This is a genomic window from Neisseria sp. HMSC070F02 (assembly GCF_001814225.1).
In the GTDB taxonomy this organism is placed as follows: Bacteria; Pseudomonadota; Gammaproteobacteria; order Burkholderiales; family Neisseriaceae; genus Neisseria; species Neisseria meningitidis.
The window spans coordinates 1-14,098 of sequence record NZ_KV815375.1; the positions used below are offsets into that span (position 1 = coordinate 1).

General features: G+C 52.3%; 11 protein-coding genes and 2 pseudogenes. 7 read left to right on the top strand and 6 right to left on the bottom strand.

Annotation, left to right across the window (positions count from 1 at the left end):
- Positions 1-244: 244 nt before the first annotated feature.
- Both sodC and mutY read right to left on the bottom strand, forming a co-directional pair.
- The gene (sodC, locus tag HMPREF2959_RS02745; RefSeq protein ID WP_002216968.1) at positions 245-805 is read right to left on the bottom strand and encodes a superoxide dismutase family protein; all 561 of its coding nucleotides are present in this window, start codon (positions 803-805) and stop codon (positions 245-247) included.
- Positions 806-1,221: 416 nt separating this feature from the next.
- A complete protein-coding gene (gene mutY, locus HMPREF2959_RS02750; RefSeq protein ID WP_002219105.1) occupies positions 1,222-2,262 on the bottom strand; it encodes an A/G-specific adenine glycosylase in 1,041 nt (346 codons plus the stop codon).
- Between the two features lie 162 nt (positions 2,263-2,424).
- Between mutY and HMPREF2959_RS02755 the strand changes: the two are divergent.
- Positions 2,425-3,466, top strand: a pseudogene (locus HMPREF2959_RS02755) (zinc-dependent alcohol dehydrogenase family protein).
- 22 nt (positions 3,467-3,488) lie between these two features.
- Here HMPREF2959_RS02755 and HMPREF2959_RS10645 read toward each other — a convergent pair.
- From HMPREF2959_RS10645 to edd, 3 genes are all read right to left on the bottom strand, one after another.
- On the bottom strand, positions 3,489-3,707 hold the full coding sequence (locus HMPREF2959_RS10645) for a hypothetical protein (protein WP_002213133.1): 219 nt from the start codon (positions 3,705-3,707) through the stop codon (positions 3,489-3,491).
- Positions 3,708-3,721: 14 nt separating this feature from the next.
- Positions 3,722-4,360 (bottom strand): bifunctional 4-hydroxy-2-oxoglutarate aldolase/2-dehydro-3-deoxy-phosphogluconate aldolase, encoded by a 639-nt coding sequence (locus tag HMPREF2959_RS02760; protein WP_070696379.1) that lies wholly within the window; start codon positions 4,358-4,360, stop codon positions 3,722-3,724.
- Positions 4,361-4,540: 180 nt separating this feature from the next.
- Positions 4,541-6,376: a phosphogluconate dehydratase gene (edd, locus tag HMPREF2959_RS02765; RefSeq protein WP_002219107.1), complete on the bottom strand. Its 1,836-nt coding sequence runs from the start codon at positions 6,374-6,376 to the stop codon at positions 4,541-4,543.
- 617 nt (positions 6,377-6,993) lie between these two features.
- Between edd and zwf the strand changes: the two genes are divergently transcribed.
- From zwf to HMPREF2959_RS02795, 6 genes are all read left to right on the top strand, one after another.
- Positions 6,994-8,439: a glucose-6-phosphate dehydrogenase gene (gene zwf / locus HMPREF2959_RS02770; RefSeq protein ID WP_002243608.1), complete on the top strand. Its 1,446-nt coding sequence runs from the start codon at positions 6,994-6,996 to the stop codon at positions 8,437-8,439.
- 284 nt (positions 8,440-8,723) lie between these two features.
- A complete protein-coding gene (pgl, locus tag HMPREF2959_RS02775) occupies positions 8,724-9,419 on the top strand; it encodes a 6-phosphogluconolactonase (RefSeq protein ID WP_002213145.1) in 696 nt (231 codons plus the stop codon).
- Positions 9,400-10,386 (top strand): glucokinase, encoded by a 987-nt coding sequence (locus HMPREF2959_RS02780; RefSeq protein WP_002216974.1) that lies wholly within the window; start codon positions 9,400-9,402, stop codon positions 10,384-10,386. Before pgl ends, HMPREF2959_RS02780 begins: the two co-directional genes overlap by 20 nt.
- Positions 10,387-10,435: 49 nt before the next feature.
- Positions 10,436-11,284, top strand: coding sequence for a DNA-binding transcriptional regulator HexR (gene hexR, locus HMPREF2959_RS02785; protein ID WP_002213148.1), 849 nt, complete (start codon positions 10,436-10,438; stop codon positions 11,282-11,284).
- Positions 11,285-11,404: 120 nt separating this feature from the next.
- The gene (gene pgi / locus HMPREF2959_RS02790; RefSeq protein ID WP_002219109.1) at positions 11,405-13,051 is read left to right on the top strand and encodes a glucose-6-phosphate isomerase; all 1,647 of its coding nucleotides are present in this window, start codon (positions 11,405-11,407) and stop codon (positions 13,049-13,051) included.
- A 142-nt stretch (positions 13,052-13,193) separates the two neighbouring features.
- Positions 13,194-13,616, top strand: coding sequence for a lysozyme inhibitor LprI family protein (locus HMPREF2959_RS02795; protein WP_002235902.1), 423 nt, complete (start codon positions 13,194-13,196; stop codon positions 13,614-13,616).
- Between the two features lie 370 nt (positions 13,617-13,986).
- Here HMPREF2959_RS02795 and HMPREF2959_RS13160 read toward each other — a convergent pair.
- Positions 13,987-14,098: pseudogene (locus HMPREF2959_RS13160) on the bottom strand (IS630 family transposase); the annotation flags it as partial.

Genomic DNA, 14,098 nt, shown 5'->3' on the forward strand with positions numbered 1-14,098 from the left:
AACCTGTGTTTGGGTTTCGGCTGTCGGGAGGGAAGGGAATTTTGCAAAGGTCTCAAATAGTACGGAATCGATTCACTTGGTGCTTCAGCCCTTTAGAGAATCGTTCTCTTCGAGCTAGGGCGAGGCAACGCCGTACTGGTTTAAATTTAATTCACTATACTGCTGAAGTCGTGAATTAAATGCTAAATATCTAGCAAAAAAGTGCGGTCAAAATTTACCGCACTTTTCGTTTCGAACAATCGAATTATTTAATCACGCCACATGCCATACGTGGGCCGCCACCGCCAAGTGGAGCTGGATGATCGGAGTGATTATCACCACCCGTGTGGATCATAATAGAGTGACCGCGAACATCATCTAAATGTTTAAGACGTGGTGCTAAAACAGGATTTGTTGCTGTGCCATCATGCAATACAGTTAATGCAGGTAAATCACCTAAGTGTGCATCATCTTGCCATGGGTAACCATGTTGTTTTGCACCTTTAGGATCCCAGTGACCGCCTGCGCCTAAACCAGCTGTCAATTTACCTTCTTTTTCTTTTGGCTCACAGCTTGGGTTTTCATGGATGTGGAAACCATGTAAGCCTTCGCTTAATCCTTGTAAATCAGGGGTAAACACAAGACCATAGTTAGATTCAGTAATAGTCACTGTACCCACATCTTTGTTACCGTTTACTGGATCAAGTTGTTGCACTTTCACTTCAATAGAAGCACCTTTAGGTATCGTATTATGCTCGTGTGCTTGCGCAACACCAACTGAACATACTGCACTAACCGCTAGTGCTAATAAGGTTTTCATATTCATTGCAATCTCCTTTATTGCAGTAAAAACTCGCGACTATTTTAGTCAATTTTGTTTTAAAAGCCGATAAATTTTTACGAAAATTTTACATTAATTGTTATTTGCAGAAAATTAGAACCCGTTATCACGTCTTGGATAAATGCCAAAACCATTGTGATTCAGAGAATTAAAAAGAAAAATTTCGGAATCCTCATCCTTTTCTGAAACCTGATTGCGGTATCCATGGCTTTGTCTTTGTCATTTAAGTTTGTGTTCATGTTTTTGACCTTCTTTGCTTTTTAAATCCTTTTTAAATTGCCGACTTCTACCGTTCCAAATGTCCCATTTGAACATTATCCCGCCGCCTAAAATACGACCCAAATTCATCGGTTGTTCTTGCTGCGATACCTGCAAACAACAGTTCAATGGGTTTATTTTGTTTATTCTAACCTATTACCGTTTAAATAAATTTCCAAAGGCTTGGGCAAACCGTAATCTTTCAAATGCGCCGGCTTTATCCAAATGCCGTCTGAAGGGCTTTCAGACGGCATTTGTCCTTCAAACGGCGTAATCATCAGCAACCGGTGCGTCAGCCGGTGGGTCAGGGCGGTTTGTTCGTCCATATCTGCCATGGTCAGGGAGAATTTGGCGGCAAAGTCGGAAAGCCCGTTCAAACTTTCAAAACACGGCACGCAATACAGCCCGCCCCAAATGCCTTTGGCGGGGCGTTTTTCCAGCAAAATCGCGCCGTTCCGGTTGCGGATAATCAGCCAGTAAAGCGGCAGGGTCGGTACTTCGGCGGCGGTTTTTTTGCGCGGCAGCTCGGCGGTGCGGTTTTGCTTTTTCGCTTCGCAGATGTCCGCCATCGGGCATTGGTGGCACAAGGGTTTCGTCCGTTTGCACACGGTCGCGCCCAAATCCATCAAACCTTGTGTATAGGCAGGCATATCGGCGTTTTCAGACGGCAGCAGGCTTTCGGCAAGTGTCCAGAGCGAGTTTTCAAATTTTTTGTCCTGCGGATTGCCGTCGCGGGCGAACACGCGGCAGAGTACGCGTTTGACGTTGCCGTCCAAAATGGTTTCGCGGCGGTTGAAGGAGAAGGCGCAAATGGCGGCGGCGGTGCTTCTGCCTACGCCGCAGAGGGTTTCCAAGTCTTTGCGCTCCGACGGAAACGTGCCGCCGAATTGCCTGACGACTTGTTGCGCGGCTTTGTGCAGGTTGCGCGCGCGGCTGTAATAGCCCAAGCCCGCCCACAACGACAACACTTCGTCTTGCGGCGCGGCGGCAAGCGTCTGAACGGTCGGGAATTTTTCTAAGAAGCGCGGATAGTAGTCCAACACGGTGGCGACTTGCGTTTGCTGGAGCATGATTTCGGAAAGCCAGACGCAATAAGGGTTTTTGACCTGCCAAGGGAGGTGGTGGCGACCGTGTTGTTTTTGCCAGCGGATGAGCCGTTCGGAGAAGGGGATGGGTGTGTTCATTAATATCAATCGGTGGTTTTATTTATATTTAAAACGGTATGTTATTGTATAACATTGTGAAAATAATTCTTATTGACTTATTTTTTGTAGGGGCATATAACTCATATAAAGAAACTTTATTGCGGTATTGAAATTATTTATCAACAAGCAAGGAGTATCAGCATGAAAGCAATGGTTTATCACGGCGCAAACGACATCCGTTTTGAAGAAAAACCCCGTCCGCAGATTATCGATCCGACCGATGCGGTGGTGAAAATCGTCAAAACCACGATTTGCGGTACCGATTTGGGTATTTGGAAAGGCAAAAAAACCCGAAGTCGCCGACGGTCGTATTCTCGGTCATGAAGGCATCGGTATTGTAGAAGAAGTCGGCGATGCTGTAAAAAACATCAAAGTCGGCGATAAAGTCATTATTTCATGCGTCAGCAAATGCTGTACTTGCGACAACTGCAAAATCCAACTTTATTCGCATTGCCGCAACGGCGGCTGGATTTTGGGCTACATGATTGACGGCACGCAGGCAGAATACGTCCGCACGCCTTATGCCGACAACAGCCTCGTGCCGCTGCCCGACAACGTCAACGAAGAAGTCGCCCTGTTGTTGAGCGACGCTTTGCCGACCGCACACGAAATCGGCGTGCAATACGGCGATGTCAAACCCGGCGACACCGTATTCATCGCAGGTGCCGCTCCTGTCGGTATGTCCGCCTTGTTGACCGCCCAACTGTATAGCCCCGCCGCCATTATCGTGTGCGATATGGACGAAAACCGTTTGAAACTGGCGAAAGAGTTGGGCGCGACCCATACCATCAGCCCCGCTTCCGGCGACGTCTCCAAACAAGTTTTCGCCATCGTCGGCGAAGACGGCGTAGATTGTGCCATCGAAGCGGTCGGTATCCCTGCAACTTGGAATATGTGCCAAGACATCGTGAAACCCGGCGGCCATATCGCCGTTGTCGGCGTACACGGTCAATCCGTTGATTTCAAACTGGAAAAACTGTGGATTAAAAAGCTTGCCATCACTACCGGCCTGGTAAACGCCAATACCACCGAAATGCTGATGAAGGCAATTTCCAGCAGCTCCGTCGATTACACCAAAATGTTGACCCACCGTTTCAAATTCAGCGAATTGGAAAAAGCCTACGACGTGTTCAAACACGCCGCCGAAAATCAAGCGATGAAAGTGGTTTTGGAAGCGGATTAATCGGCGTTGAATCAGTTGTTTTTTAAGCGGATGCCGTCTGAATGCGTTTCAGACGGCATTTTTTCAGCCGCGTAGTATGGGCTGTCCGGCTGCTGTCGAATGAACTGAACGTTATTTTTATTATGCGGAAGGCGGATGGGCATTTTAGGGGCAGTATGTCGGAGTGGTGCTGCCGTGTATGCCGACTGCGCCGCCAAGCGGCAAAATGCCGTCTGAGACTGGAAAGGGCTTCAGACGGCATTTTTACGATGCGGTTCAGGCTTTGGGTTTCAATGCCGCCGCTTCTTTGGCGAGACGGGTGATGGTGTCCCAGTCTTTGTTTTTCACGGCTTCTTTCGGCGTCAGCCATGAGCCGCCGACGCACAGGACGTTGGGCAGTGCCAAGTAATCGGGCGCGGTGGCGAGGCTGATGCCGCCTGTCGGGCAGAAGCGAACATCGGCGTAAGGGCCGTACAGGGCTTTGAGCATGGCTTTGCCGCCAACGACTTCGGCAGGGAAGAGTTTGAGGGTGTCGATGCCGTGTTCCAAAGCCAGTTGGATTTCGCCCGGGGTGGCAACACCGGGAATCAGGGGGATGCCGCTGTTGCGGCCGGCTTTGGCGAGGGATTCATGCAGCCCCGGGCTGATGGCGAAAACCGCGCCTGCGTCTTCGACGGCTTTAAGCTGTTCGGGATTGGTTACCGTACCTGCGCCGACGATGGCGTTGGGCACTTCTTTGGTAATCAGGCGGATGGCATCGAGGCCGACAGGGGTGCGCAGGGTGATTTCGAGGGTAGGGATGCCGCCTTCGACAAGGGCGTGGGACAAATCGATGGCGGTGCTTAAGTCGTCAATCGCCATTACCGGCACAACTGCGCCGGCGGTCAAAATTTCGCGGGGGGTCAGTTTGGACATTTCGGTTCTCCGGGTGGAATGGGGTATTTTATTAAGATGGGACAGGTCGTAGGTCGGATTCAAGAAACCGACATCTTGGACGGCTGTGTCGGATTCGAGAATCCAACCTACGTCTATCTTAAAACACTTGAATAATTTTTCAGACGGCCTTCGGTCTGAAAAGGCCGTCTGAAACGCGCATCAGGCAAATTCGCCGCCGAAGCTCATCGCGCCGGTTTCGGCGCTGCTGGTCATGCTGCGGAAGTTGGCGAAAAGTTCGCGGCCGCAGCCTTGTTGGTTCGCGCCCAAGTCGATGCTTTCGACTTCGCGGGCATTCCATTCGGTTTCGTTAATCAGGACGTTGAGTTCGCCGCTAACGGAGTCGAAGCGGATCAGGTCGCCGGTACGGATTTTGGCGATGTTGCCGCCCATCAGGGCTTCGGGCGTCATGTGGATGGAGGCCGGAACTTTGCCGGATGCGCCGGACATACGACCGTCGGTCAGCAGTGCCACTTTGAAGCCGCGGTCTTGCAGGATGCCCAAAGGCGGGGTCAGTTTGTGCAATTCGGGCATACCGTTGGCACGCGGGCCTTGGTAGCGGACGACGCACACAAAATCGCGTTCCAACTCGCCGCGTTCAAACGCAGCCAACACTTCGCGTTGGTCGTTGAACACGATGGCAGGCGCTTCAATAATGCGGCAGCCTTCGCGCACGGCGGACACTTTAATCACGCCACGTCCGATGTTGCCTTTCATCAGGCGCAGACCGCCGTCGGGGGAGAACGGGTTGTCAGCTTTACGCAGGATGTCGTCGTTGCCGCTGGTTTCGGGGGCTTCGCGCCATTCGAGTTTGCCGTCGATGAGGAAAGGCTCTTTGGTGTAGTGGCGCATACCGTGTCCGACGACGGTATCGACATCGTCGTGCAACAGGCCTGCATTCAGCAATTCGCGGATAACGAAAGGCAGTCCGCCCGCTGCGGTAAAGTGATTCACGTCGGCCTTGCCGTTCGGATAAACGCGGATGAGTAGTGGGATGATGGAGGAAATTTCGTCGAAGTCGTCCCAGTTCAAAATCACGCCGGCCGCACGCGCCATAGCGACGAGGTGCATGGTGTGGTTGGTCGAACCGCCGGTTGCCATCAGGCCAATCAAGGCGTTGATAAAGGATTTTTCGGTCAACATTTCGCCCAAAGGTTTAATCGTGCCGTTTTTGATGCCGCGCGCGAGGTGTCCGGCGGCGTAGCGAGTCAGCGCTTCGCGCAGGTCGGTGTAAGGGTGGACGAAGGCGGCGGCAGGCAGGTGCACGCCCATCATTTCCATCATCATTTGGTTGGAGTTTGCCGTGCCGTAGAAAGTGCAGGTGCCCGGGCTGTGGTAAGAACCCATTTCGCTTTTCAAAAGTTCGTTGCGTCCGACCTTGCCTTCGGCGAAAAGCTGGCGGGTGCGGGCTTTTTCTTTGTTGCCGATACCGCTGGACATCGGGCCTGCGGGGACGAAGATACCCGGAATATGACCGAACGAAAGCGCGCCTATCATCAAACCCGGAACGATTTTGTCGCATACGCCCATAAACAGGCTGCCGTCAAACATTTGATGCGACAGCCCGACGGCGGTACTCATGGCAATCACGTCGCGGGAGAACAGCGACAGTTCCATGCCGGCGTAGCCTTGCGTGATGCCGTCGCACATGGCGGGCGTGCCGCCGGCGACTTGGGCGGTCGCGCCGTTTTTCTGCGCTTCGTCTTTGATTTGGTCAGGGAAGTCTTTAAACGGCTGGTGTGCGGAAACCATGTCGTTGTAGGCGGTGATGATGCCTAAGTTGGGGACGGTTTCCTGAAGCATTTCGATTTTGATACTTTTAGGCATGGCAGCATAGCCGTGTGCCAAGTTGCTGCAGCCGAGCTGGTTGCGCTCTAAGCGTCCCATTTGTTTGGCACTGCGGATCTTCGCCAGATATTTTTCACGCGTCGGACGGCTGCGTTCAATAATGCGCCCGGTGATTTCGGCGAGTTTGGAGTGGATAGGAGTAGTGTTCACGGTCGGTCTCCTGTCGGAACGGGGGGTATTGGGGATTTGTTTGTGCGTTTCTGATTTTTTGTATTGGGTGTGGGGCATTTGGCGTTTCAGACGACCTTTCAAACCTTACAAGGGGTCGTCTGAAAACCTCACTATAGTGGATTAACTTTAAACCAGTACGGCGTTGCCTCGCCTTAGCTCAAAGAGAACGATTCTCTAAGGTGCTGAAGCACCAAGTGAGTCGGTTCCGTACCATCTGTACTGTCTGCGGCTTCGTCGCCTTGTCCTGATTTAAATTTAATCCACTATATTTTCAAAGGTATGCCGTCTGAAAGTGGGAAGCGGGTGTTATTATAGTACAAAATTTGTAATTTTGTTACAAAAAAATCAGGCATTGAAAAGAAATTTGATTTAAATCGTAGAATCTTTCGATTGTTGTAACGGAATAGGGGAAACCTGCCCGATTTTTGGACTAGGTCAAATAAATTGTAAAAATGGGAATAGACAAAAAGTGTAGCGGTGTGTAGTATTACTACTCATTATGCCACCTGCCTTTGTTTCCGATATTGCGATGCAGCGTGATGGGGAAAACAGGTTTCAAACGGCATCGAAAAATTCTTTCCTGACGAGATAATACGATGAGTACACAAACAAATTTTGATTTGGTGTTGTTCGGTGCGACCGGCGATTTGGCGATGCGCAAGCTGTTGCCCTGTCTGTACCAGGCGCATGTTGCCGGTCTGCTTCATCCCGAAGGGCGTATTTTGGGGGTCAGCCGCAGCGAGTTGGATACCGAAGGTTTTCTGGCGAAGGTGGAAACCAGTTCCAAAATCCATGTGAAAGAAAATTTTTCCGATGAGGCTTGGGCATCGTTTGTCGAACGTCTCGCATATCTCAAAGTCGATGTTACGCAGCCGGACGATTTTGCCGCTTTGGGCGATTTGGTCAAAGCGCGCAAAGAAACCGACAATGTCGTCATCTATCTTTCCACCGCGCCGAAATTCTTCGCGCAAACATGTGAAAACCTTGCCAAAATCGGTTTGAACGCCGACAACGTGCGTGTGGTTTTGGAAAAACCGTTGGGTACGGATTTGGCTTCTTCCCAGCAAATCAATACCGATGTTGCGCGTTATTTCAAAGAAGGGCAAATTTACCGCATCGACCACTACCTTGGCAAAGAAAGCCTGCAAAACCTGCTTGCGCTGCGTTTTGCCAATGTAATGTTCGAGCCGCTGTGGAACAATAAATACATCGAAAGCGTGCAGTTGACCATCGCCGAACAGCTCGGTGTGGAAGAGCGCGGCGAGTTTTACGACATTACCGGCGCGTTGCGCGATATGGTGCAAAACCATTTGATGCAGATGCTGTGCATGACTGCGATGGAAGCCCCCGCCAGCTTGGATGCCGACGCGGTGCGCGATGAAAAAGTCAAAGTCATCAAGTCATTGAAGCCGCTGACCGTCGAGTCTGTCAATGAAAACGTCGTGCGCGGACAATATACCGCCGCCAGAGGCATGAACGGCTATCTTGAAGAAATCAACGTTCCGCAAGACAGCTTTACCGAAACCTACGTCGCCATTAAAGCCGAAATCGAAAACGAACGCTGGAAGGGCGTTCCCTTCTACCTGCGTACCGGCAAACGCATGGCGGGCAAAGTGGCGGAAATCGTTTTGAACTTCAAAGATTTGAACAGCCATATTTTTGAAGGCAGCCGCACCGCGCCCAACCGGCTCGTTATCGAGTTGCAACCATATGAATCCGTGCGCCTCTATACGCAGATGAAAACCCCGGGGGCAGGAAATAAGGTCGAAACCGTGCCGCTGGCAACCGATTTGGGCAAAGCATTGGAAGGCCGCCGCGCGGAAGCTTACGAGCGCCTGCTGCTGGATGTGATTAACGGCAAACTCGCTTTGTTCAACCGCCGCGACGAACTCGAAGCCGCGTGGGAATATGTGATGCCGATTTTGGAAAACTGGACAAATAACACCACGCCGCCGCACGGCTACGGCGCACACTCGTGGGGGCCTGAAGCCGCGCGCGAACTATTGGCGCGCGACGGACACAAGTGGCACGAAGAGCAGTAATACAATAATGCGTTCAGACGGCATGGGGTTTGAAATGCCGTCTGAACGTAAGTAAAGCAGTATAGTGGATTAACAAAAATCAGGACAAGGCGACCGAAGCCGCAGACAGTACAGATAGTACGGCAAGGCGAGGCAACGCTGTACTGGTTTAAATTTAATCCACTATAAAAAAAAAGCAGTCCCGATATTTGGTATCAAAAGCATAAACAACTGTTCGGCCGACATATTGCTCAACCCGTTTCCATAACGGAATATGCCGTCTGAAATAAAAAAAGGACACAAATATGTTTGTTTGGCACGAATACGAAAATGCGGCAGAAGCGGCGCAGTCTTTGGCTGACGCAGTGGCGGATGCTTTGCAGGGCGCACTGGACGAGAAGGGCGGTGCGGTGTTGGCAGTTTCCGGCGGACGTTCGCCGATTGCATTTTTCAACGCCCTGTCGCAAAAAGATTTGGATTGGAAAAACGTCGGCATCACCTTGGCAGATGAACGCATCGTGCCGACCGTCCACGCCGACAGCAATACCGGTTTGGTGCGCGAATACCTGTTGAAGAACAAAGCGGAAGCGGCAATGTGGATTCCTATGGTGGAAGACGGAAAAACTGAAACCGAATTACATCCCGATGCTGTTGTCGATTATGCACTGAAACATTACAAACAGCCCGATGTTTTGGTTTTGGGTATGGGAAACGACGGGCATACGGCTTCGATTTTCCCGAAAGCTCCGCAGTTTCAGACGGCAATCGACGGTTCGGCAGGTGTCGCGCTGGTGCATACCACGCCCGTTACCGCGCCGCACGAGCGCGTCAGTATGACCTTGGATGCGATTGCCCATACGGGGCATGTGTTTTTGGCGATACGGGGCGAAGAGAAAAAAGCCGTGTTCGACCAAGCCGCACAAGGCGAAAACCGCGAATATCCGATCAACCTCGTTTTGAACCATCAAGGAGTGAACTGCCATGTCTTCTACGCCGAATAAACAAGCCGGATATCCCCGACTGGTCGCCGATATCGGCGGGACGAATGCACGCTTTGCGCTGGAAACCGCGCCGCGCGTCATTGAAAAAGCCGCCGTGCTTCCGTGTAAAGACTACGATACGGTTACCGATGCGGTGCGTGCCTATCTGAATCAAAGCGGTGCAACAGCCGTACGGCACGCGGCATTTGCCATCGCCAACCCGATTTTGGGCGACTGGGTGCAGATGACCAACCACCATTGGGCGTTTTCCATCGAAACCACCCGTCAGACTTTGGGGCTGGACACCCTCATCCTTTTGAACGACTTTACCGCGCAGGCATTGGCGGTAACGCAGACTTCAAGCAAAGACCTGATGCAGGTAGGCGGGCAAAAGCCTGTCGAATTTGCCCCCAAAGCCGTTATCGGCCCCGGTACCGGCCTGGGCGTGAGCGGATTGGTGCACAGCCACGCAGGCTGGGTGGCTTTGGCGGGCGAGGGCGGGCATACCAGTTTCCCGCCGTTTGACGATATGGAAGTGCTGATTTGGCAGTACGCCAAAAACAAATACGGCCATGTTTCCGCCGAACGCTTTTTGAGCGGCGCGGGCTTGAGCTTGGTTTACGAGGCTTTGGCTGCAAAACAGAAAGCCAAACCCGCCAAACTGATGCCGTCTGAAATCACGGAAAAGGCTTTGAGCGGCGCGTCGCCTTTGTGCCGTCAGACTTTGGACATCTTCTGCGCCATGCTCGGCACGGTTGCTTCCAACCTCGCCCTGACGCTGGGCGCGCGCGGCGGCGTGTACCTGTGCGGCGGCATTATTCCCCGCGTGTTGGAATATTTCAAAACTTCCCCGTTCCGCAGCCGTTTCGAGAACAAGGGCAGGTTTGAAGCATATCTTGCCGCGATTCCCGTGTATGTCGTCTTGAGCGAGTTTCCCGGAATTTCCGGTGCGGCTGCGGCTCTCGACAACCATTTGAGAAACGTTTAACCACAGCGGCTCCTTGCAGCGGGGCTGCATTATCGAAGGGCATATCATTATGTTAAGCAAAATCAGCGAATCACTGGCAAACCTTTCCGGTGCGGAACGCAAAGTCGCCGAATGTGCATTGGCGGAACCCAAATGGTTCGTCCATGCCGCCGTTGCCGAAATTGCCGAACGTGCGTCCGTCAGCCAGCCGACCGTCATCCGATTCTGCCGCAGCTTGGGTTATAAAGGGCTGCCCGAGTTCAAGCTCGCCTTGTCCGCCAGCATCGGTCATGAGGGTATGCCCTATGTCCACGAAGAACTCAACGCCGACGACGATATGGCAAGCGTGGTCGAGAAAGTGTTGGGCAATGCCGCCGCCTCGCTGTTGGGCGAACGCCGCTTCCTGAAAGAGTCGGAGCTGGAAAACGCCATTGCCACGCTGATGCACGCCCGTCGCGTCGAGTTTTACGGTGTCGGCAATTCCGGCATTGTGGCACAGGACGCGCAGCATAAATTTTTCCGTTTCGGCATGTCCACCGTCGCCTATGTCGATACGCACACGCAGCTGATGGCGGCATCTGTTTTGAGCGATCAGGATGTTTTGGTTGCCATTTCCAACACGGGTTCGTCTATCGAACTTTTGGATGCGGTCAGCATCGCCAAAGAAAACGGCGCGTCTGTCATCGCACTGACCCGCAACGATTCGCCTCTGGCGCAACTTGCCGACTGCGTGTTGAGCGTTGCCACACAGGAAAATGCCGAACTCTACACGCCCATGGTTTCCCGCCTCTTGCAGCTTGCCGTCATCGACATTCTCGCCATCGGACTTGCCCTGCGCTTGGGCGATGCTGCCAGCCTGCAATTGCAGAAAAGCAAAAAAAGCATACACAACAAGCACATCGATTACGACAAAGATTGACCTTCAGACGGCATCCCACAAATGCCGTCTGAAATGCCGAACAACGGTCGTCGGCGGCTTGCGGCAGTTTCCGGCAGCCTTTTCATCCCACAACAAAAAACCTCATTCAGGAGCATATAGATGAAACACCTTCACGACTTACCCGCATGGTCGAAATTGTGGAACCACTTTGACGACAGCAAAACATTGCATATGCGCGAAATGTTCGAGCAAGACCCGCAGCGTGCGGAACGCTACTGGCTGCAAGTCGGCGGACTGACGCTGGACTACTCCAAAAACCGCATCAACGACGAAACCATGTCGCTTTTGTTCGAGCTTGCCCGAGAAGCAGGCGTGCCGGAGCGGATGCGGCAGATGTTCCACGGCGAAAAAATCAATACCACCGAAAACCGCGCCGTCCTGCATGTCGCCCTTCGCAACCGCACCAATTCGCCGATTGTGGTTGACGGTGAAGATGTGATGCCCAAAGTCAACCGCGTTTTGCAACGTATGGGCGAATTTGCACACGAAGTCCGCAGCGGAAGCTGGCTGGGCTATACCAACCAAGTCATTACCGACGTTGTCAACATCGGCATCGGCGGATCGGATTTGGGCCCGCTGATGATGTGTACCGCGCTCAAACCTTTCGGTCATCCGCGCCTCAATATGCACTTCGTCTCCAACGTGGACGGCTCGCAACTGCGCGACGTATTGTCCAAAGTCCACCCCGAAACCACGCTGTTCATCATCGCCTCCAAAACATTTACCACGCAGGAAACGCTGACCAACGCGCTGACCGCGCGCGAATGGTTTTTGAATCATGCGGGCGACGAAGAAGCCGTTGCCAAACACTTCGCCGCCGTTTCCACCAATCAAAAAGCCGTCGCCGAATTCGGCATCGACACCGCCAATATGTTTGAATTTTGGGATTGGGTCGGCGGTCGGTACAGCCTGTGGTCCGCCATCGGATTGCCGATTATGCTGTATCTCGGCGAAGAAAACTTCATCGAAATGCTCAACGGCGCGCACCTGATGGACCAACACTTCATCAACACACCGCTCGAGCGCAACCTGCCCGTCATTCTCGCCCTCATCGGCATCTGGTATATCAACTACTACGGCGGCGGCAGCCACGTCATCGCGCCTTACGACCAACATTTGCACCGCCTGCCCAAATTCATCCAGCAGCTCGATATGGAAAGTAACGGCAAACAGGTTACGTTGGACGGCAAAGCAGTCGGACACGAAACCTCGCCGATTATCTGGGGCGAAACGGGCATTAACGGCCAGCACGCCTTCTTCCAACTGCTGCACCAAGGCACGCACATTACCCCCATCGACCTGATTGCCTCACTTGAAAAACGCAGCAACCTGCCCGGACACCACGAAATCCTGCTTGCCAACGTCTTTGCACAAGCAGAAGCCTTTATGCGCGGCAAAACCCCCGACGAAGTCCGTGCCGAACTCAAAGCGCAGGGTATGGATGAGGCGCGCATCGAAGAGCTGGTCCCGCACAAAACCTTCTCCGGCAACCGCCCGACCAACCTCATTCTCATGGACAAGGTCAACCCGCGCAATATGGGCAGCCTGATTGCCATGTACGAACACAAAACCTTCGTACAAGGCATCATTTGGGGCATCAACAGCTTCGACCAGTGGGGCGTGGAACTCGGCAAACAACTGGCTAAAACCATTTTGGGCGAACTGACCGGCGAAACCGGGCCGCAAAAGCACGACAGTTCGACCGAACGCCTGATCAACCTCTACCTGCAGACCAACCGCAAATAAAACCTGCGGAAAAATGCCGTCTGAACGCCGACCGTTTCAAACGGCATTTTTATCGAACAGGAAAACCGTCGGTAAACTTGCAGAGCGTGTGCAATCCCGATATGATGGTTTGCATAAATTTAAACATATATGTTCCGCAGCTATGGCACTGATTAAAGAGCCGTTGGACAAAGCGAAACAAAGGAACGAAGAACTTGAAGCGGCAGAAGAAGCGGCGGCGCAGGAGGCATTGGGTCGGGAGCAGGAAGTCGACCGCGTATCCGAATGGGAAGAACGCTACAAGCTGTCGCGCAGCGAGTTCGAGCAATTCTGGAAAGGATTGCCTCAAACCGTACAGAATAAGCTGCAAGCCTCACAGAAAACATGGAAAAGCGGGATGGATAAAATCTGTGCCAACAATGCGAAAGCTGAAGGTGAAACGCCAAACGGCATAAAATTCAGCGAACTGGCATGCAAAACGGCGGAAACCGAAGCACGCTTGGAAGAGCTGCACAACCGTAAAAAAGCCCTTATCGACGAAATGGCCAGGGAAGCGGACAAGAAAGAACTGCCAAAGCGGCTCTGAACAGCGCGGTTCAGGCACTGCCCGCCGATATTGCCGAAACCGTCATGCCCGAGTACCGCAACTGACAAAACGGTTTGAATGCCAAATGCGCCGACGGCGACGAATACGGCGTGGCACAATCTGACTGCCGTACCAGAGAAATCAATGCGAAAACCAAAGAAATCCAAGGTTATCTGATTGACTGAAACTTGGATGCGGGAATGTCGGCGGCTTTTGCGTTTTTGTCGTTTTTATAGTGAATTAAATTTAAACCGATACATCGTTGGCTCGCCTTAGCTCAAAGAGAACGATTCTCTAAGGTGCTGAAGCACCAAGTGAGTCGGTTCCGTACCATCTGTACTGTCTGCGGCTTCGTCGCCTTGTCCTGATTTAAATTTAATCCACTATATCTTTTTCCACTTATCTGCGCTTTCACTATTTGCCCTTTCAGGCTGCGGGCATAGGGACGGAACAGGTAGCGGTCAAATCCTGTTTCATCCAAA

Excerpts from the sequence above, each read along its gene's own strand:
- pgl (WP_002213145.1), top strand. The coding sequence starts at position 8,724 with ATGTTTGTTTGGCACGAATACGAAAATGCGGCAGAAGCGGCGCAGTCT.
- zwf (WP_002243608.1), top strand. The coding sequence starts at position 6,994 with ATGAGTACACAAACAAATTTTGATTTGGTGTTGTTCGGTGCGACCGGC.
- mutY (WP_002219105.1), bottom strand. The coding sequence starts at position 2,262 with ATGAACACACCCATCCCCTTCTCCGAACGGCTCATCCGCTGGCAAAAA.
- sodC (WP_002216968.1), bottom strand. The coding sequence starts at position 805 with ATGAATATGAAAACCTTATTAGCACTAGCGGTTAGTGCAGTATGTTCA.
- HMPREF2959_RS02760 (WP_070696379.1), bottom strand. The coding sequence starts at position 4,360 with ATGTCCAAACTGACCCCCCGCGAAATTTTGACCGCCGGCGCAGTTGTG.
- HMPREF2959_RS02795 (WP_002235902.1), top strand. The coding sequence starts at position 13,194 with ATGGCACTGATTAAAGAGCCGTTGGACAAAGCGAAACAAAGGAACGAA.
- hexR (WP_002213148.1), top strand. The coding sequence starts at position 10,436 with ATGTTAAGCAAAATCAGCGAATCACTGGCAAACCTTTCCGGTGCGGAA.
- pgi (WP_002219109.1), top strand. The coding sequence starts at position 11,405 with ATGAAACACCTTCACGACTTACCCGCATGGTCGAAATTGTGGAACCAC.
- HMPREF2959_RS02780 (WP_002216974.1), top strand. The coding sequence starts at position 9,400 with ATGTCTTCTACGCCGAATAAACAAGCCGGATATCCCCGACTGGTCGCC.
- HMPREF2959_RS10645 (WP_002213133.1), bottom strand. The coding sequence starts at position 3,707 with ATGCCGTCTGAAGCCCTTTCCAGTCTCAGACGGCATTTTGCCGCTTGG.